We start from the raw sequence: 20924 nt of genomic DNA, 5'->3' as shown, positions 1-20924 counted from the left end.
GCGCCGCGATTGTCATTACGACTTTGAAGGGGCACACTCGGCCCGACGACATTTCGACAATCCGGCACAGGTTAAGGGGTAGATCACATGGCGGTTTCGACGGGGGCCATTCTTTTCACGGGAAATTTCACGGGACCGAACGGCGACGGAACGAGCAATCCGCACGAGCTGATTTCCTTCATCGCGGTCCATCCGATCCCGGCAGGTGAGGTCATCGTGCTGCACGCGCCGGAGGCGGGATCGGATTCGACGATCACCTATACCGTCGGCCCGGCCGGGCTGGCGCCGCTGGACCGGGTCACGATCGCCGAAGGGGTAGGAGGGGCCCAGGGGGCGACTGCGCTGCTGGAGGACCCATCCGGCGGATCCGTTACCCCGGCGGCGGGCGACCTGTGGTCGATCACGGGGGCGGACAATATCATCGCCTCTTCCAACGGTCAGGCGATTGCCGCGATTTCCAACCGTGGCGCCTGGGACGTGAACTTTGCCGAAACCGGGCTGAGCCGGACGAATATCGACATCGCCATTGCCAATGACGATCCCAGCCCGGTGATCGACAATATCACCGCCGACAGTGGCGATGACGAGAACGCGCTGTTTGCCGGTACGGACATCGCCGATATCGACGACCCGGCTTTCTGGGTCCACACGGACGTGAACCAGGACTATGCGGCGCCGAATATCAGCGGCACCACCTTTGCCACACAGGACGCCGGCATCACCTGTTTCCTGGCCGGGACCGGGATGGCGACCCCCGATGGCGCGTGCGCGGTCGAGGACCTGGCACCGGGTGACCTGTTGCGAACCCTGGACGGGCGCGATGTGCCGGTGCGCTGGGTCGGCAGGACCACCGTTTCGACCGGTTTCGGCCCGGCCGAGCGTCTGATGCCGGTGCGCATCCGGGCCGGTGCGCTGGGCGACGGCCTGCCGTTGCGCGACTTGCTGTTGACCGCGGACCACGCGCTTTATCTGGATGGAATGCTCGTGAACGCCGGGGCGCTGGTGGATGGCGCGGGTATCGCGCAGGTGCCCCTGTCTCGGATGGGAGAGCGGTACACCGTCTACCATGTCGAGACCGAGGCGCACGAGGTCCTGCTGGCAGAGGGGGCGCCTGCCGAGAGCTATGTCGATTACGCGGGGCGGCGAAGCTTTGACAACTTTGCCGATTACATGGCGCGCTACGGGACAGAGCGGGTGATCCCGGAAATGGCCTGCGCGCGGATCTCGTCGCGGCGGCAGGTGCCGGAGAGGCTGCGCAAGCGTCTTGCGGCCTGAACTGGGCAACGGGGCGGGCGGGTGAAACCCGCCTTACGCCTCGGGGACGGTGGCCGGATTTCGCAGGCGCTCGATCTCTTCGACCAGAACCTCGGCACCCAGCGACGCGCGGAAATTCTCGACGATGTGCAGGCGACCGGCCTCTGACAGGCGCATCAGCGCGTCCGGATCGCCGACCAGGCTGCGGATCGTGCGGGCCAGCATCCCGGGGTTCTTCGGCTCCACCAGGTAGCCGGTGGAGCCGTCGGTGATCAGTTCGGGCACCCCGCCCGCGTCGGTGCCGATGGTCGGAACACCCATCGACATGGCCTCCATGTAGGCGACGCCCAGGGGTTCGTGCCAACTGGCCAGGACGAACAGGTGCGACTCTTCCAGCTTGTCCTTGACCTCGCCCGCGTCGATGGCCCCCAAAAGCTTGACGTGATCCTGCAGGCGCAGCCGCTTCAGCGTCTCTTCCAGCTCGATCCGGTAGCCGGTGCCGCCGTCGTCATCCTCTCCGGCGATCTCGACACGCACGTCGACGCCCTGATCCAGTAGCTGGCGAGTGGCGGCCATCAGGTCCTGGTGCCCCTTGACCACGTTCAGGCGCCCGCAGGCGAATATGCGGATCGGGCGGCCGTGTTCGGGTGGCTGGTAGGGCGTGCGGCGCTGCAGTTTCTCGGTGTCCACGCCCATCGGGCGGATGATCCGGCGCTCCGGCAGCGATCCGGCCAGGGTCTCTTCGATCTCGGCCAGGATCTTGCGGGTGATGATGGTGGCAAAGCTGGCGTGCCGCCATTTCACCCGCTGGCCGGGGCCGTAATCCGACAGCGGCCCGTGCAGGGTCAGCGAATAGCGAGGCCCGCCCATCAGGTGCGCGAAACAGGCGATCAGGGCGACACGCCCGCAGGAATGGGCATGGATGTGATCCAGCCCGCGCGCCGCCGCCTCGCGCCGCAGCCGTTCGGCGGCGGCCATCGTGATCAGCGCGTCCCGGGCGAATCCCGGTCCCTCGCGCAGCATCCACAGGGGCAGGCCCCTTGTGCTCAGCTTGGCCAGCGCCACGGCGGCAGGCAGGGGATCGACATGGCCCAGGTAGGTGGTGCGCGCGATCGCCCGGTCGGACCAATCGTGCGAAATCAGGCGGCGCGGCGGCTTGCGGGTCGAGAATACATGAACCTCATGGCCCATCGCCTCCAGCGCGCGGATTTCGCGCCAGAAAAAGATGTGCGTCTGTCCCGGGAATTGCGGGACGATGTACCCTATACGCAAGCCTTGCGTCACCTGATAATCCTATGGATGGCAGCCGCGCCTCTTGTGGGGCGTTCGTCGTTATCAAACCTAATCGATTCCATGCTTTGGCCACAGTTCCGCAGCAGTTTCCAGAGCAAGGCGAGGTGTATTTTTTTCATGTGTGGCCCCAGTGGTACGGGTGTGAGTGCGGGATATGGATGCAACCATGCAGAGGCGGAACGCGGGCGTTTCGATCATTCTTCCGGCAAGCAACGAGGCAGCGCTGATCGGCGACTGCCTCGAAGCATTGCTGGCCTCTGACGGGCCCTGCGATCACGGGGTCGAGGTCATCGTCGTGGCCAATGGCTGCCGCGACGACACGGCCGGACTCGCCCGGGCATTCGCCGCGCGCATGGCGGCGCGGGGCTGGAATCTGGAGGTGATCGAACGTCCGGCGGGCGGCAAGCCCGGTGCGCTGAATGCCGGGGACGCGGCGGCCAGCGGGGCGATCCGGATCTACCTGGACGCGGATGTGACCGTCACGCCGGACCTGTTGACCCAGTTGGTCACGGCGCTGGACGTGGATGCCCCGCGTTATGCCAGCGGCCGGGTCGAAATCGCCGCAGAGGGCGCGATCAGCCGGGCCTATGCGCGGATCTGGCGGCGTGTCCCCTTCATGCGGGACGTGGTCCCGGGTTGCGGCCTCTTCGCGGTGAATGCGGCGGGCCGGGCCCGCTGGGGCGCCTTCCCCGAGATCATCTCGGACGACATCTATGTCCGGCTGCAATTCCGCCCGGGTGAACGCCAGGGCGTGCCGGCCCCCTATCGCTGGCCCATCGCCGAGGGTTGGCGCAACCTGGTCAAGGTGCGCAGGCGGCAGAACGCCGGCGTGGACGAGATTGCCGCGCTTTACCCGGGCTTGACCCGGAACGAGGACAAGCCAGCTTTTCCCCTGTCGGAAAAGCTGGGTCTCGCGCTGCGCGATCCGCTGGGCTTCGCGGTCTACGCGGGCGTCGCGCTGGCGGTAAGGTTGACTCCGCGTGCCCGGCAGGACTGGAGCCGTGGACGATGAGCGCGATGGACGCCTTCCGAAGCGGGTCCGTCACCGCGCGGGCGATGCGGTCGTCGCTGTTCACGCTGGGCAGTTTTGGCTTTGGCCAGGTGGTGCGGCTGGGATCGAACCTGATCCTGACCCGGCTGCTGTTCCCCGAGGCCTTTGGCCTGATGGCGCTGGTCATGGTCTTTCTCATGGGGCTGGGCCAGTTTTCGGACGTCGGCGTGACGCCGGCGATCATGCAGTCGAAACGCGGTGACGATCAGGACTTTCTGGATACCGCCTGGACGATACAGGTGGCACGGGGCATCGGCCTGTGGCTTGTGGCCTGCGGATTGGCGTGGCCGATGGCCTGGGTCTATGACCAGCCCTTGCTGACATACGTCCTGCCCGTTTCGGCGCTGACCCTGCTGATCACTGGGTTCAGGCCAACGCGGATGATCACCGCGAACCGACACCTTTTGATGGGCCGGGTCACTGTCCTGGACATGGCCACGCAACTGGCGGGCGTTGCCGTTGCCGTGGCCCTGGCCTGGTGGTGGGGCTCGGTCTGGGCCCTGGTGATCTCGGGCGTGATCGGCGCCCTGATCGAGGTGGTGCTGAACTGGCGCTACCTGCCCGGCCCGGCCAACCGCCTGCGCTGGGAAGGCACGGCTGCGCGCGAGCTGATTTCCTTCGGGAAATGGGTGTTCCTGGCCACGGTCTGCGGCTTTTTCTTTACCCAGGCCGACAAGATGCTGATCGGCAAGTTCATCGCGCTGGATGCCTTCGGTGTCTACAACATCGGGTTCTTCTGGGCCTCCTTCCCGCTGATGCTGGGAAATCTTCTGACTCACAAGATCCTGATCCCGGTCTACCGGGAAACCCCACCGACGGAAAGCCGCGAGAACTTCCTGAAACTGCGCAAGATGCGCTTTGCCGTGTCCATCGGCTTGATCGGCTTTGTCGGAATCTTTGCCCTGATGGGCGTTTGGCTGGTACAAACGTTGTATGATGCGCGTTACGCCGCCGCGGGGGCGGTGGCGGTGGTCCTGGCCTGTGCGCAGATCCCGATGCTGATCGTCATGACCTACGATCAGGCGGCGCTCGCGGCGGGGGACTCGCGCCGGTACTTCTACCTGGCGCTGGCTCGTGCGGTGCTGATGGTGGGCTGTATCCTGATCGGGCTGCAGGCGGCTGGGCTGATCGGGGCGCTTGTCGGGCAGGCGGCGGCCTTTACGCTGGCCTATCCGGTGGTGGTCTGGCTGGCGCGCCGCATGGGCGCCTGGGACGCGCTGCACGACGTCGTTTTTGCCTGTGCCGGGCTGTTTCTGGCAGGGCTCGCCATTTGGTTGAACTGGGGTCCGATTCTGCACCTGTCACAGCAGGGTGGATAAGGCCGGTGTCCCGAAAGGCGACAATTTCGAAAGGATTGGTTCATTGTCCAGACCCAGTTCAGGCTATCCGCCAGTCCGGCCCGGAATCGGGTGGACGTGGGTGCGTTTTCCTAAAAATCGCCGCAATTCCCCGTCACCTGTGACACCGGGTGGCGGCGCATGTTTTTTCGAGGTCCGGCATGACGGGTGAGACGGCGCAGCAGTACGGTGAGACCGATATCGCCATCGTCGGCATGGCAGCCCACCTGCCAGGGGCCGCCGATATTTCCGAATACTGGCGCAACCTGCGTGACGGCGTTTCCTCGATCCGGCGCCTGTCCGAGGACGAGTTGCGCGAGGCGGGTGAAGACCCCGGGCTGATGCGTCACCGAGACTACGTGCCCTTTGCCGCCCCGCTGCAGGACTTTGCGCATTTCGACGCCGAGTTCTTTGGATTCAGTCCAAAGGAGGCGGCGATCATGGACCCCCAGCATCGCCAGTTCCTGGAGACCGCCTGGGAGGCGCTGGAAAACGCGGGCCATGTGCCGGACAGCTTTGACGGCCAGGTGGGTGTCTTCGCCGGCTGCGGGATGGGGTCGTATTTCTATTTCAACGTCTGTTCCAACCCGGACCTGGTGGACAACACCGGCATGTTCCTGTTGCGCCATACCGGGAACGACAAGGATTTCATGACCACGCGCCTCAGCCACGTGCTGGACCTGCACGGGCCGTCGATCAACCTGCAGACGGCCTGCAGCACCTCGCTGGTGGCGACGCATTACGCGGTGCAGGCGCTGCTCAACGACGAATGCGACATGGCCATCGCGGGCGGCGTGACCATCGAGCTGCCGCAGGGGCGCGGCTATCTCTACAAGGAAAACGAGATCCTCTCGCCCGACGGGCAGTGCCACGCCTTCGACCATCGTGCCAAGGGCACGGTCTTTGGCTCCGGTGCGGGCGTCGTGGTGCTGCGGCGACTGGCGGATGCGGTGGCAGATGGCGATCACATCTACGCGGTCATCAAGGGGTCGGCCGTCAACAACGACGGCGCGCAAAAGGCCGGATACCTGGCCCCCAGTGTCGAGGGACAGGCGAGCGCCGTGGCCGAGGCGCAGGCCTTTGCCGGGATCAGCGCCGATACCGTGGACTATGTCGAATGCCACGGCACCGGCACCTACCTGGGCGATCCCATCGAGGTCGCCGCCCTGACCGAGGCCTTTTCCGAAACGTCGAGTGCCGTGGGCCACTGCCGCATCGGGTCGGTCAAGACCAACATCGGCCACCTGGACACGGCTGCCGGCGTGGCGAGCCTCATCAAGGCTGCGCTGGCGCTGCACAATCGGCAGATGCCGCCCTCGCTGGGCTTCGAGGCGCCGAACCCTGCCATTGATTTCGAACACTCGCCGTTCCGCGTGAACGACCGGCTGACCGACTGGCCGCGCGCGGGGCATCCGCGCCGGGCGGGCGTGAACTCGCTGGGCGTGGGCGGCACCAACGCGCATGTGGTGCTGCAGGAGGCGCCGGAGCGCGTGCCAAGTGACGAAAGCGACTGGCCATTCCAGATCCTGACTATCTCGGGGCGGAGCAAAACGGCGCTGGACGAGAATGCCGCGCGGCTGGCCGCGCATCTGCGCGCCCATCCCGAACAGGACCTGGCTGATGTGGCCTTTACCCTGAAGGAAGGGCGTCGCGCGTTCGAGAAGCGCCGCGTGGTGGTGGCCGAAAGCCACGAGGAGGCGGCGCGCCTGCTGGAGGGCGGTGACGCGCGCCGGGTCTTTACCCATGACGCGCTGGACCGGCCCGAGGTCGTCTTCATGTTCCCCGGAGGCGGCGCGCAATACGCGGGCATGGCGCGCGATCTCTACGAGACGGAGCCGGTCTTTGCCGAGTGGATGGACCGGGGGCTGGATCACCTCGAGCGAATTTCTGGCGGAGATGTCGATGGGGGTATTTCCGCCAAGAAGAAGCCAGGGGTGCGTGAACTGTGGCTGCCCGCGCGCGGGGCGGAGGCTGCGGCGGACCGGGCCCTGTTGCGGCCCTCGCTGCAACTGCCGCTGATCATGATCACCGAATATGCGCTGGCGCAGTTGTGGATGAGCTGGGGCGTGACGCCCGGCGCGCTGACTGGTCACTCAATGGGGGAAAACACGGCGGCTTGTGTCGCGGGTGTCATGGGCTTCGAGGAGTGCATCGGGCTGGTGCACCTGCGCGGGCGGCTGTTCGATACGGTGCCTGCGGGGGGCATGTTGTCCGTCGGGTTGCCCGCCGAGGCGTTGCGGCCCCTGCTGGGCGAGGAGCTGGATCTTGGCGCGGTGAACGGGCCGGAGCTCTCGGTGGCCTCGGGGCCGCAGGCGGCGCTGGACGCATTGCAGGCGGAGCTGGAGCGGCGCGAGGTGCAATGCACCCGCATCGGCATCGACATCGCGGCGCACAGCCGGATGCTGGAGCCGATCCTTGCGGAGTTCGGCGCCTACCTCCGGGGGATCGAGTTGCGCGCGCCCGAGTTGCCGCTGACCTCGAACCGGACCGGCGCGCTGATGACGGCGGAGCAGGCCACCGATCCGGAGTATTGGGTCGCGCATCTGCGCGGTACGGTGCTGTTTGCCGATTGCATCGGCACACTGGACGCGGACAACCGGGTTTTCCTTGAGGTCGGGCCGGGCAAGGCGCTGACCTCGCTGGCGCGGCAGCAGGTGGGGGGCAACCGGGTCCTGTCCTCTCTGCGGCACCCGGACGAGGCGATTGCCGACGACAAGCACATGTTCGAGGTGCTGGGACGGCTGGCGGCGCTGGGCGTCAGGATCGACTGGACCCAGGTCTGGGGCGAGGCGCGGCGCAATCGCGTGGTCCTGCCCAGCTATGCCTTTCAGCGCAGCCGCTATTTCATCGAACCGGGGGAGGCGGCGGAGAAGGCGCCCAGTTATTTGATGCGCAATGACGAGATCGGGGAATGGGGATGGCAGCCGGTCTGGCGGCCACGCTCTGCCCCGGTCGAGGTGGACGTGGTCGATGGACTGTCCGATGCCGCGCCGCAGGTCTGGCTGATGTTCATGGACGAGGCCGGAGTGGCCGCGCGGTTGGCGGACCGGCTGCGGGCGGCGGGGAATACCGTTGTCGAGGTGCGCCCCGGTGATGCCTTTGCCCGTGTGGGCGAGGGCTATGTGCTGGCGCCCGAGCGTGGGCGCGAGGGCTATGACCTGCTGGTGCAGGACCTGGCGGCGCGCGGAGTGGTGCCGACGCGCATCGGGCATTTCTGGCTGCTGACAGAGGGTGAGACCCACCGCCCCGGGTCGAGCTTTTTTCATAGGGTTCAGGAACAGGGCTTTTACGCGCTGATGTTCCTGGCGCAGGCGATCGAGGGCGAGGGCCTGCCGCGTCCCCGGCAAATCACCATCGTGACCAACGGGGCCGCGCAACTGCGGGATGAGGCGCTGCCCTACCCTGAAAAGGCGACCATTGCCGGGCCGGCGCGGGTGATCCCGCGCGAATTGCCGGGCATAAGCGTTGCCACGCTGGACGTGGCTTTGCCCGCCCTAGTCGAGGCGCCTTTCTGGGGCCGGGCCAGGGTCCAGACGGCGCATGAGGGCGCGATGGAGGCGCTGACGGCCCGCGTGCTGGAGGAGCTGGTGAGCGAGCCGGGCGACCGGATTGCGGCGCTGCGCGGGGATCGCCGGTTCGAATGCGCGATGAAACCCGTCGCGCTGGGTGAGGCGCCCGAGGTGAAGCCGGGCGGCACCTACCTGATCACCGGCGGATTTGGCGGGATCGGCCTGACCCTGGCGCGGGATTTTGCATCGCGCGGGGCGAAACTGGCGCTGATGGCGCGCAAGCCCCTGCCCGACCGGGCGGAGTGGGACGATTACCTGCGCCGCCATGCGCCGCAGGACCGGGTGGCCCGGCGCATCCGCGCCGTCTCCGCGCTGGAAGAGGCGGGCGCCGAGGTCATGGTGGTGGCTGCGGATGTCTGCAACCTGGGCCAGGTTCAGGCGGCCCGGCGCGCGGTCGAGGAGTGCTTTGGCGCGATCACCGGGGTCATCCACGGTGCGGGCGTGATCGACGACGCGCCTTTGCTGGCCAAATCGACGTCCAGCGTCGAGGACGTGTTCACGCCGAAGATCCACGGCACGGAGGTGCTGGGAGAGGTCTTTCCGGACGGCAGCCTAGACTGGATGGTGCTGTTTTCGTCGTCTTCGACCGTCACGGCACCCGCCGGGCAGGTCGACTATGTCGCCGCAAACGAGTTCCTCAATGCCTTTGCCCGCGCGCGCAGCGGCAAGACGCGGGTGGTGGCGATCAACTGGGGCATCTGGAACGAGGTCGGCATGGCGGCAGAGGCGGTCGCGGCCCGGACCGGCGACCTGCCGAAACCGCCGGTCACGCCCGTCACGCAAGAGATGTTGGCCGAGGCGACGTTCGACACCCACGGCAACCGGCTGTTCACCGCGCATTATTCGGAGACGGATTGGTTCATCGACCAGCACAGGACGCGGGCCGGAGACGCCCTGCTGCCCGGCACCGGCTACCTGTCGCTGGCGGCGCAGGCGCTTCAGGCGCATGGCGAAAGCGGCGGGTTCGAAATCCGCGATCTTGCCTTTCTGCGGCCCTTGCGGGTGGCCCCGGGGGGCGCGCGTGACCTGCGCCTGCGCCTGAGACGCAGCGACGATGGCTATGGGTTTGACGTGCTGGCCGATGCCACGCTGAACGGGCGGCAGGGTTTTGCGCTGACCGCGCAGGGCGCGCTGTCGCTGATGCCCCTGGCCCGGCCCGCCCCGCTGGACCTGGGCGCGATCCGGGCGCGCTGCCCGGCGCGCGTCGATGGCAATGGCGCCAAGCTGACCTCGGCGCAGGAGGTGCATCTGGCCTTCGGTCCAAGCTGGAAGGTGCTGGATGCCCGCGCGCTGGGCAAGGGGGAGGGGATCGCCGATCTGTCCTTGCCCGCAGGTGCCGCGGCGCCCGACATGCCATTGCATCCGGCGCTGATGGACATTGCCACCGGCTGGGCGATGGACCTGATCGCGGGCTATCAGCCGACGCACCTTTGGGTGCCGGTGCGCTATGGCCGGGTACGGGTCCATGCGCCGCTGGGGACACGGGTGGTCAGCTGGGTGCGCAACGCCGCCGACAACCGGGCCGATGGCGAAACGGCCAGCTTTGACGTCACGCTGTGTGATCCCAAAGGCGCGGTGCTGGTGGAAATCTCGGGCTTTACCATCCGCAAGCTGGCCAGTGCCGACATGCTGAAAAGCGCGCCGCGCCTGACCGCGGCGGAACTGGAGGTCGAGGACGGCGACGCCACACAGCCCTTGTCGCCCGCCGAGGAACGGCTGGCGCACAACCTGAGCCAGGGCATCCTGCCCGCCGAGGGGGTCGAGGCCTTCCACCGGGCGCTGGCGCTGGGGGCAAAGCAGGTCGTGGTCTCGTCGATGGATCTGGATGCGCTGACCGCGCAGACGGGGGCCTCGGTCGCCGAGGCGACCTCTGGCCAGACCTTCGAACGCCCGCAGCTGGAAAGCGATTACGTTGCCCCTGAGGGCGAGATCGAGACCCGGCTGGCCGGATTCTGGGAGGATCTGCTGGGCGTCACCGATGTGGGTGTCGAGGATAGCTTCTTTGACCTCGGCGGGCATTCCCTGATCGCCGTGCGCCTTTTCGCGATGGTCAAAAAGGCCTTCCGCGTCGATTTCCCGATTTCCATCCTGTTCGAGGCGCCGACGATCCGCGCCTGTGCCGCACTGATCGAGGCGCAGATCGGCCCGGTCGAAGGCGACGCCGAGGCCGCGCCGAAGGCGCCGCAGCGCCGGTTCACCCATCTTGTGCCCATGCATGACGGCGACGGCGGCGCACGGCAGCCCTTCTTCCTGATCGCGGGCATGTTCGGCAACGTGCTGAACCTGCGCCACCTCGCGCATCTCCTGGGCAGCGACCGGCCGTTCTATGGCGTGCAGGCGCGCGGGCTGTATGGTGGCGAGGCGCCGCATGACAGCATCGAGGAAGCCGCGCGCGACTATATCGCCGAGTTGCGGCAGGTCCAGCCACACGGCCCCTACATGGTTGGCGGTTTTTCGGGCGGGGGGATCAGCGCCTACGAGGTTGCCCGCCAGTTGGAGGTCGCTGGCGAAGAGGTGTCGCTGGTTGTGATGCTGGACACGCCCTTGCCGCAGCGGCGCCCCCTGTCGCGCCGGGACCGGCTGCTGATCCAGTGGCAGCAGGCGCGGGAAAAGGGCCCGCTCTATCCGTTCATCTGGGCCAGGAACCGCATCGCCTGGGAGTTTGCCAAGCGTCGCCAGACGCAGGACACCGGCGCCGAACACGCCTTCCACAACGCCGAGATCGAGGCGGCCTTCTACCGGGCCATCGCCGCCTACCAGGTCCGGCCCTGGGATGGACGCGTGGTGCTGTACCGTCCGCCGCTGTCGGGCAAGTGGACGGTTTCGGGCGGGGCGCTGGTCAACAGCGAACGCACCTATGTGACGCCTGACAACGACTGGGGCCTGATGGTGCCGGGGGTCGAGGTGCACGAGGTGCCGGGCGACCATGACAGCATGGTGCTGGAACCCAACGTGCGGGTGCTGGCCGGGCTGATGCGCGAGGCGATCGAGAGCGCCGAGGCGGAGAGCATTGGTCACGGCGAAGTGGTGGCCTTTCCCGGCCACGCGGCGGAGTGAACGGCATGGCACGGGTCCTGGTGGTATCGCTGAACTATCGCACGGCAGAGATGACCCTGCGCTCTGTCCGTGCGGCCCTGCAGGCCATGCAGGGGATGGATGCGGAACTGGTCGTCGTGGACAACGACTCCGGCGACGGATCGTTCGAACGGATCGAACAGGCGTTGGCGACAGAGGACTGGGCGCAGGGTGCGCCGGTCCGGCTGCTGCAATCGGGTGTGAACGGCGGTTTCGGTGCGGGCAACAACCTGGGCATCCGTGCCGGGATGCGAGACGGCAGCACGCCGGATTACGTCTATCTGCTGAACTCCGACGCCTTTCCGGCGCAGAACGCGATCCGCTGCCTCTACGACCACCTCGAAACCCATCCCGAGGCCGGTTTCGCGGGCAGCTATATCCACGGCGAGGACGGCGCGCCGCATGTGACCGCCTTCCGTTTTCCGTCGATCTGGTCGGAACTGGAAGGCGCGATGCGCTTTGGCCCGGTGTCCCGCGCCTTGCGGCAGAAATCCGTGCCCATCGGTGTGCCTGGGGCCACGCGGCGCGTGGACTGGCTGGCCGGGGCGTCGATCATGATGCGCCAAGGCGTGCTGGACGAGATCGGTCTCTTTGACGAGACGTTTTTCCTGTATTTCGAGGAAACCGACCTGTGCCTGCGCGCCGCCCGCGCCGGGTATGAAACGCATTACGTGCGCGACAGCGAGGTGGCGCATATCGGTTCTGTCTCGACCGGCATGAAGAAATGGCAGCGTATCCCGGGCTTCTGGCTGGACAGCCGCTGGCACTATTTCTCCAAGAACCACGGGCGTGGCTATGCGGCGCTGGCGACGCTGATGCACGCGCTGGGCGGCGCTTTCTGGCGGTTGCGGGTGCTGGTGCAAGGCAAACCGCCCGCCGATCCGGCGCATTTCCTGCGCGACCTGATCCTGCATGACACCAAGGCACTGGTCCGGCCCCTGCCGGAACGGCGCGAGGCCGTGCGGCCCCCGGTCGGGGTTGCGGCCAAAGCACAAGCGGAGTGACCGAGATGGCTATGACCTGCGTTCTTTGGGGCAATGAATCGCTCTTGGTGCAATGTGCCGAAATGGCGCTGGACCGGGGCAACACCATCGCGGCGGTCGTGACGGACAACGCGGACGTGCGGGGCTGGGCCGAAGGGCGCGGCCTGCGGGTCGAGGCGCCGGGCGCGGGTCTCGCGGCACGGCTGGGCGCTGGGTTCGACTGGCTGCTCTCCATCGCCAATCTCTCGATCATTCCCGATGATGTTCTGGCCCTGCCCGCCCGGGGCGCGGTCAATTTCCACGATGGCCCCCTGCCGCGCCATGCCGGGCTGAACGCGCCGGTCTGGGCGCTGATCGAGGGCGAGACCCGCCACGGTGTCACCTGGCACCTGATCGAGGGCGGCGTGGACGAGGGCGACATCCTGGTGCAGGCGGAATTCGACATCCGGCCCGGCGATACGGCGCTGACCCTGAACACCAAAGCTTACGAAGCGGCGATGGGATCGTTTCCGGCGCTGCTGGACCAGCTTGAAAGCGGCGCGCTGACCCGCGTGCCGCAGGACCTGGCACAGCGCAGCTATCACGCCCTGGCCGACCGGCCCGAGGGCTACGGCGTGCTGGATTTCACCCGCCCGGCGGTCGAGCTGGAACGGCTAGTGCGGGCGCTGGATCACGGCCCCTACTGGAACCCGCTCTGCGCGGCCAAGATCCGGGCGCGCGGGGCGCTCTGGCTGGTGGGCCACGTGCGGCTGACAGAGGGGCACGGCGCGCCGGGCACGGTGCTGGACGTCTCGGACGACCGGCTGACCGTAGCCTGCGGGGAACATGCGCTGGTGCTCTCCGGGCTGACGCGCATCTGCGGCAGGCCGGTCGATGTGGCAGAGATCGCGGGTGTCGGTGAGGTGCTGGATACCGTGCCAGCGGTCGACATGACGCCAGTTGTGCGCGTTGACGGTGTGATGCGCCGGGTGCTGGCCGACCTGCAACCGGCAGAGCTGGGCGGGCTGACCGAGGGCGAAAGCGCACTGGACACCCGCGCCCTTACCTTGGCCCCGGACGCGGCAGTGGCGCAGGTCATGCGCTGGGCGCAGACGCTTTGCGGGCGCGAGACCGTGGACCTCGCCTGGGCCGATGGTGCGCTGGAGGCATTGGCCGCCAGCGGTCTGGTCGCTCCCTGGGCACCATTGCGCGCGGGATCGGTGTCCAATCCCACCCCCTGGGCGACGGACCTGCCCGCCCGCGCGCCGGACCTCAGCTGGCCCGATGTGCCGCAGATCGGCGTGGCTGTCGATGGCGCGGGCCATGTGCCGGGTACGGTGATGACCGTGATCCTGGGCGAGGCGCCGGTGCTGTCCTACGATTCCGGGCGCCTGCCGCCCGCACAGGCGGACCTGCTGGCCGCCCGGCTGGAATTCTCCGGCGTGGGCCTGCCCGGGGCGGAACGCGACCTGGTGCTGACCCGGTGGAACGCCACCGCAACCGACCATGACCGTAACCTGACCATGCACCGCGCCTTCGAGGCTCAGGCAGCGACAACGCCCGATGCCCTCGCGCTGATCTTCGAGGACCAGAAACTCACCTATGCCGATCTGAACGCCCGCGCCAACCGGGCCGCGCACCTGCTGCGCGAGATGGGCGTGGTGCCGGGACGGGTCGTTGGCCTGTGCTGTCGCCGGTCTGTCGACCTGATGGTGGGCGCGCTGGCGATCCTCAAGGCCGGTGGCGCCTACCTGCCGATGGACCCGTCCTATCCGGCGGACCGCCTGCAACATTTCGTTGAGGACAGCGGCGCGCAGGTGATCGTCACGCAGGCCGCGGTGGACCCCAGCCTGCCGCGTCATGATGCGCAGCTTCTGGTACTGGACGCCGAGCCGCGCCTGCTCTCGCAGCCGGTCGAGGACCTGCCGGACACCAGCGGGCCAGAGGACCTTGCCTACCTGATCTACACCAGCGGTTCGACGGGCAAGCCCAAGGGGGTGATGGTCGAGCATCGCAATGTATGCAACTTTTATACAGGGATGGACGCCCATATCCCGCAGGACAACGGGACATGGCTTGCCGTCACTTCGCTGTCCTTCGACATATCCGTGCTGGAGCTGTTCTGGACCACCGCGCGCGGCCTGACCGTTGTGCTGACGGGCGACGAGGACCGGGCGCTGATTTCCAAGGGACCGATGCCGCGTGGCAAGGGCATGGATTTCTCGCTGTACTACTGGGGCAACGACGATGGCGCCGGGCGGGACAAATATGCGCTCCTGCTCGACGGCGCGAAGTTTGCCGATGAGAACGGCTTTGTCGCCGTCTGGACGCCGGAACGGCATTTCCACGCCTTCGGCGGCCCCTACCCGAACCCCAGCGTGACCGGCGCCGCCGTTGCCGGTGTGACCAGAAACATCGGTGTGCGGGCCGGATCGGTCGTGGCGCCCCTGCACCATCCCGCGCGGATCGCCGAGGAATGGGCGGTGATCGACAACCTCACCAACGGGCGCGCGGGGATGGCGATTGCCTCTGGCTGGCAGCCCGACGATTTTGTGCTGCGCCCCGAGAATACCCCGCCCGAAAACAAGCCCGCCATGATGCGCGACCTTGAGACCGTGCGAAAGCTGTGGCGCGGCGAGGCGGTGGGGTTTCCGCGCAAGGATGGTTCTATCCACGAGGTCGTGACCCAGCCGCGCCCGGTGTCGAAGGAGCTGCCGGTCTGGGTGACGACCGCTGGCAATCCGAAAACCTGGCAAGAGGCCGGGGCGGCGGGTTGCAACGTGCTGACGCATCTTCTGGGCCAGTCGGTCGAAGAGGTCGGTGAAAAGATCAAGCTGTACCACGCGGCGCTGCGCGCGGCGGGGCACGATCCGGCGGACTTCAAGGTCACGCTGATGCTGCACAGCTTTCTCAGCGACAGCCGCGACCATGCCCGCGAGATCGCGCGCGAACCGATGAAGGATTACCTGCGCTCCGCCGCCGGTCTCATCAAGCAATACGCCTGGGCCTTCCCGGCCTTCAAGCGGCCCGAGGGTGTGTCTAACGCGTTTGACCTGCAACTGGACGGGCTGGAGCCCGAGGAACTGGACGCGATCCTGGACTTTGCCTTTGAGCGGTATTTCAACGACAGCGGGCTGTTCGGCACGGTCGAGGACGCTCTGAAGCGCACCGAGGAAGTGCAGGCCATCGGCGTCACGGAAATCGCCTGCCTGATCGATTATGGCATCGACCGTGAGACGGTGCTGGAAGGGCTGAAGCCGCTGGCGCAGGTCGTTGCGCAAAGCGGCGGTGCGACGGACCTGGCGCCGGACGATTTCTCGATCGCCGCGCAGATCGTGCGGCACGGGGTGACGCATCTGCAATGCACGCCCTCGATGGCGCGCATGATCGCGATGAACGACGAGGCGCGTTATGCGCTCAAGGGTGTACACCATGTATACCTTGGGGGGGAGCCGCTGCCCGGTGCCCTGGTGCAGGAGTTTGCCCAGATCACGCAGGCGACGGTTACAAATATGTACGGGCCAACGGAAACGACGATCTGGTCCTCCTGCACGCGCGCCGAACCGGGAGAGGCGGTGGTCAACATCGGCCTGCCGCTGGCCAACCAGCAGCTTTACGTCCTCGACGAGGACCGCGCCCCGGTGGGCGTGGGGCAAGAGGGAGAGCTGTGGATCGGTGGTGAGGGTGTGACGCGCGGCTATTGGAACCGTGCCGACCTGACGGCAGAGCGGTTTGTCGAGAACCCGTTTCACGGCGGGCGCATGTACCGCACCGGTGATCTGGTGCGGCGGCGTGCGGATGGGCGGATCGACTTTGTCGGTCGGGTGGATCACCAGGTCAAACTGCGCGGCCACCGGATCGAGCTGGGCGAGATCGAGGCCTGCCTCGAAGCCATCGCCGGTGTCACGCAGGGCGTGATCATGGCGCGCGAGGATGTGCCGGGCGATGTGCGGCTGGTGGGCTACTACACCGGCGCGGCCAAGGACGAGGCGGCGCTCAAGGCCGCGATGGCGCGCGACCTGCCGGCCATCATGGTGCCGGGGCGCTTCGTGCATCTCGAGGCCTTTCCGCTGACCCCCAACAAAAAGGTCGACCGCAAGGCGCTGCCCAAGCCGCAGGCCGTCGCGGCGAAACCGGCGCCCGCGCCGGTTGCCCCGGTGGTCCCCGCGACCGGAGGCGATGCGGCCCAGGTCGAGGCCGCGATTGCCGCGATCTGGCAGCGCACGCTGGGGGTTGTGGCCTCTGGCCGGGACAATTTCTTTGACCTCGGCGGGCATTCATTGCTGGCAGTGCAGGCGCATCGGGCGATCCGCGAGGAACTGGGGGCCGCTAGACTGTCGATCACCGACATCTTCCGCTTTCCGGTTCTGGCGGATCTTGCGGCGCGGGTGGCCGGGTTGGCCGACGGTGTGGTGCGCGCGCCTGCGGCGCCTGTTGCGCCCAAACCTGACCCGGCTCCCGTCGCCACGTCTGACCGGGCGCAATCCCGAAGCGAGGCGATGGCGCGGCGGCGTGAGATGCGCGCCCGGCGCCGGGCCTGAAAACCGTGCCGGCAGCCCATCTGGAAGACCTGGTTCGCCAGATCGGCTCTTTGCGGGGTGTGGGCTGGGGTGTGGCGGTCCCCGGAGAGGGGGAGCTTTATCCGGCAGAGGCGGCGGCCATCGCCCGCGCCCGCCCGGAGCGGCGCGCAGAGTTTGCCGCCGGTCGCCTTGCCGCCCGCCGCGCGATGGCGCAGCTGGGTTTGGCAGATGCGGCGATCCCGATGGGCGTCGACCGCGCGCCGGTTTGGCCCAAGGGGCTGGTCGGCAGTATTAGCCATGCCGAGGGGGTTTGTCTGGGCGTGGTCGCGCGGGATGCAGACTATCGAAGCCTTGGCATCGACGTCGAAGGGGATGACCCGCTGGCCGAGGACCTGATCCCCGAGATCTGCCTGCCCGAAGAGCTTGGGCTTTTGCCCGCAGGGGCCCGGGCTGCCCGTGCCAAGCGCCTGTTTTCCGCCAAGGAGGCCGCCTACAAGGCACATTACCCGCTGGCGGGGAAGGTCTTTGGCTTTCACGGGCTTCGGGTTGACCTGGGGCAGGGCTGCGCCCGGTTTACCGATCATCCCGAAGTTGCCTCAATTCCGCCCGAATCGCGGTGGGATCTGCCCCTGCGCCAGGTGGTCGGGAACGGTTTGATCCTGTCTCTGAGTGCCGTCCCGGCGGGCATCTCCTGAACCCAGGACACAAAGTTGCCGCAATTGCCCGCTGTTTACCTGTATCCAGCTAGAAATAAGGCAGAAACATGGCGCTGGTTCGCAGACGCGACACGCATTGTTTCCGGCTTTTCCTTAGCCAAGTCGTGGCGAAATTTAGGCAGATTTGCTAGATTGAGACCTGAAGATGGCACGTTCGGGGCACGCCCGGTCCGTGTCGTCTCCGCACCGGGGGCGGTTTTGCGGGAGTGTTGAAATGAGTCAGTTCCAGTCCATCGGCGAAGTTTTCGCCGCCCTCAAACGTCGCGCCCTGTTGATCCTGGTGGTCACGTTCCTGGGCTGCCTAGCCTCGTTGTATTACGCGATGGGGCAGACCAAGGTGTTCGAGGCGACGGCGGTTGTCCAGATCGAAGATGCCCAGGTGCCCGATCAGCTGGCCGGGGCGCTGGCCGCGACCAATGACGCCGCTCGTCGGGTCCGCCTGATCGAACAGCGCCTGATGGCACGGGACAACCTGGTGCGGATCATGGAAAAACACGCCCTTTTCAGTGCCGACCCCACCATGACCATGAGCGAACGCGTTGGTCGACTGCGGGATTCGGTGCGTATTCAACAGCTTCTCGGCCAGGCGCAAAGTTTTGCGCCCGGTGGCAACGCGCCCTCGGGGCTGATGATTTCCGTCCAGATGGATGACGCGCAAAAGGCGGCGGACGTGGCGAACGAGCTGATGCAGTCGGTGATCGACCAGTCGCGCGACCGAAGCGCAAGCCGCGCCCGCGACACGCTGGATTTCTTCGTCGCCGAAGAGACGCGCGTGGGCGCCGAGATCGACGTGCTGGAAGCGGAGATCGCCGAGTTCAAGCGCCTGAATGCCGAGCAACTGCCCACGGGTGTTGTCGACCTGCGGTCGCAGTTGGGCAGCCTGCGGGATACGGACCTGGAACTGGATCAGCAGATCCTGACGATGCAGACCTCCAGCGACCGGACCCGGGACGAGGTGCGTGAACGCCAGATCGCCGCGCTGCAGGAACAGAAGGCCCTGATCGCGGCGCGGATCACCCAGATCGAGGCCCAGATCGAGGGCGCGCCCGAGGTCGAGCGCGAGCTGAACCGGTTGGACCGCGAGATGACCCGCCTGCAGGAACAATACGGCGTGATCACCCGGCGCAAGGCCGAGGCCGAGCTGGGGCAATTGCTGGAGGATCGCAAGGCCACGGACCGTTTCGAGGTCCTGGAAACGGCGCTTGTCCCGGAATACCCAGTGTCGCGCAGCCGCAAGAAGCTGGCCATGATGGGCGGTGTGGCCAGCCTGATGGCGGCGCTTGGCCTGGCCTTCCTGATCGAGACGATGAACCCGGTGATCCGCAGCGCGGCCCAGATGGAACGGGCGCTGGGCATTCAGCCGGTGGTCGCGATCCCGGTGGTGATGACCCGGCAGGACCGCCGCAGCGGCGGGTTGAAACTGCTTGGCAAACTGCTGGCGATCTTCGCGATCCTCGGCCTGGGCCTGAAACTGCTCTGGGATCGGTCGCCGGTGCTGGCAGAGTTCACCGAACGGTTCCTGCCACGGGCGATCCGGGGCTAGTCGCGACACATATTAGAGGTACGGGTGCGCTTTCCCTGCAGCTGGAGAGCGCGCTTGTGGGCCGGGCACGGGGGCGCCCGGCCTCAATAACTGTAACGGTCGAGTTCGGTGCCTTCGGCCTTGTTGAGGATCATCCCCAGGATCGGAGTGCCATCGCCCAGGCGCCGTTCGACCTCGGCGATTTCCTTTTCCGTTGTCATACCGCCGCCGATCACCAGCAGAACACCATCGAACAGGGGCCGCGCCGCGATCACGTCGTCGTAGGACAGGGCCGGGGGCAGGTCGATCAGGACCACGTCGGGATCGAATTCGTCCTCGATCCGCTGCAGGCAGCTCTCGGCCCGCGGGTCCTGCAGCAGTTCCGAGGCATAGGCTTCGGGCCGGCCGTTGAGACCGAAGGCGATGTTGCGCCCGGCGTTGACCGGGTTGCGCCCCATCCGCAGCAGGTGATCGCCCGGCGCGGTCATGCCGCGCAGCATGTCACCCAGAGAGCCGGGGTCAGAGACGCCCAGGATCCTGTGCAGGCTGGGCCGGCGCATGTCGAGGTCCAGCAGCAAGGTTCGGCAGTTTTCCTGTCGTGACAGGCTGATGGCCAGGTTGGCGGCGGTGAAGGTCTTGCCGCATTCCTTGCCCGGAGAGGTGATCGCGACGCGGCGCCAGCCGTTCTCGTGCAGGGCCTGCAAAAGCCGAGTGCGCAGCACGTCAAAGGCCGCATGGGCGGGATCATCGCGGCTGGCGGTGATGATCCGGTTCCGGTCCAGATGCCCCTTGTCGACGGTCATTTCCGCCAGTCCGGCCCAGGCACTGTCTACCTGGTCCGGTTCTTGTGGCGCCTGGGCGGAGGCGGGCGCGCTGGCCGGCTGCTCCGTCACCGGGACCATGCCCGTCAGTGCCAGCGGGGGTACGGCCTCGGTTGCTTCGGCGCGCTCCCGTGCAAGGCGCTCTTCCTCAGCGCGGCGCGCGGCGTCTTCGGCGGCCCTGGCCTCGGCCAGGCGCACCTGTTCGGCTCGTTTTTCCTCTTCGGCAAGGCGTTCGGCCTCGGCCTGCACCTTTTCTTCCGCGGCTCTCCGCCGGGCCTCTGCGGCGCGTTCCTCGTCCGCGCGCTCGGCCTCGATGCGGCGTTCTTCGGCTTGTTTCTCGGCCTGCAATGCGGCCTCGGCCTCTGCGCGTTCGGCAGCTTTGTGGGCCTCGGCTTCGCGCCGGGCGCGGGCGGCCATGACGCGGCGCAGCGCCTCGGCGCGCGCAAGTTCTTCGAGTTCTGCGCGGCGGCGGAGTTTTTCCTGCGCCTTTTCGCGGGCCTTCGCATTGTCTGCGGCCTCGGCAATGCGGCGGGCCTCTGCCTCTGACCGGGCCTGTTCTGCGGCCGCGTCGCGTTTGCGGGCGGCCTCGCGCGCGGTCTCGTCCAGCGGGCGCACGGGGTCAGGCGGTTCGGACACGGGGCGTGCCGATCCCGTGGCGGATGTGCGTTTGCGCCGGAATTTCGGGCTGTCCATCATGTTCATGCCCCTTGCTCCGCAGCCTTCCGGGCCGCGCGTGTCGCCCGTGCGGCCCATGATACCCTTGTGCCCCGCCAATCTGCAGGGCGCGATTCAGTTTTCCGTGTT

At 67.2% G+C, this 20924-nt stretch carries 10 protein-coding genes; 8 read left to right on the top strand and 2 right to left on the bottom strand.

Going from position 1 to position 20924, the window contains the following annotated elements; translation table 11 throughout:
* Positions 1-87: 87 nt before the first annotated feature.
* Complete coding sequence (locus tag PVW46_RS05810) at positions 88-1275, top strand: Hint domain-containing protein (protein WP_069210454.1); 1188 nt, start codon at positions 88-90, stop codon at positions 1273-1275.
* A 33-nt stretch (positions 1276-1308) separates the two neighbouring features.
* Here PVW46_RS05810 and epsE read toward each other — a convergent pair whose 3' ends face one another.
* On the bottom strand, positions 1309-2526 hold the full coding sequence (epsE, locus tag PVW46_RS05805) for an exopolysaccharide biosynthesis GT4 family glycosyltransferase EpsE (protein WP_274575169.1): 1218 nt from the start codon (positions 2524-2526) through the stop codon (positions 1309-1311).
* Positions 2527-2713: 187 nt separating this feature from the next.
* On the opposite strand from epsE, the gene PVW46_RS05800 reads away from it, so the two are divergent.
* From PVW46_RS05800 to PVW46_RS05770, 7 genes are all read left to right on the top strand, one after another.
* Positions 2714-3559 carry a glycosyltransferase family 2 protein gene (locus PVW46_RS05800; RefSeq protein ID WP_139132364.1) on the top strand — a complete coding sequence of 282 codons (846 nt, stop codon included), beginning with the start codon at positions 2714-2716 and terminating at the stop codon, positions 3557-3559.
* A complete protein-coding gene (locus PVW46_RS05795; RefSeq protein WP_043140304.1) occupies positions 3556-4917 on the top strand; it encodes an oligosaccharide flippase family protein in 1362 nt (453 codons plus the stop codon). The genes PVW46_RS05800 and PVW46_RS05795 overlap by 4 nt, the downstream gene beginning before the upstream one ends.
* A 179-nt stretch (positions 4918-5096) precedes the next feature.
* Complete coding sequence (locus PVW46_RS05790; RefSeq protein ID WP_069210456.1) at positions 5097-11561, top strand: type I polyketide synthase; 6465 nt, start codon at positions 5097-5099, stop codon at positions 11559-11561.
* Between the two features lie 5 nt (positions 11562-11566).
* On the top strand, positions 11567-12583 hold the full coding sequence (locus PVW46_RS05785) for a glycosyltransferase family 2 protein (protein ID WP_052244415.1): 1017 nt from the start codon (positions 11567-11569) through the stop codon (positions 12581-12583).
* Between the two features lie 5 nt (positions 12584-12588).
* Positions 12589-17082, top strand: coding sequence for a MupA/Atu3671 family FMN-dependent luciferase-like monooxygenase (locus PVW46_RS05780; protein WP_069210457.1), 4494 nt, complete (start codon positions 12589-12591; stop codon positions 17080-17082).
* A gap of 5 nt (positions 17083-17087) precedes the next feature.
* A complete protein-coding gene (locus PVW46_RS05775; protein WP_083242399.1) occupies positions 17088-17756 on the top strand; it encodes a 4'-phosphopantetheinyl transferase family protein in 669 nt (222 codons plus the stop codon).
* 235 nt (positions 17757-17991) lie between these two features.
* On the top strand, positions 17992-19320 hold the full coding sequence (locus tag PVW46_RS05770; RefSeq protein WP_069210459.1) for a GumC family protein: 1329 nt from the start codon (positions 17992-17994) through the stop codon (positions 19318-19320).
* Between the two features lie 83 nt (positions 19321-19403).
* Here the strand turns inward: PVW46_RS05770 and PVW46_RS05765 are convergent, their stop codons facing one another.
* Entirely contained in the window at positions 19404-20873 is a 1470-nt protein-coding gene (locus tag PVW46_RS05765; RefSeq protein ID WP_274575163.1) for a CpsD/CapB family tyrosine-protein kinase, read from the bottom strand.
* Positions 20874-20924 lie beyond the last annotated feature (51 nt).

Origin of the sequence: Mameliella sp. AT18 (assembly GCF_028807275.1) — a bacterium.
In the GTDB taxonomy this organism is placed as follows: domain Bacteria; phylum Pseudomonadota; class Alphaproteobacteria; order Rhodobacterales; family Rhodobacteraceae; genus Antarctobacter; species Antarctobacter albus.
Note: the sequence above shows the minus strand (reverse complement) of the source record. Positions and strands in the feature narration are given on the sequence as shown.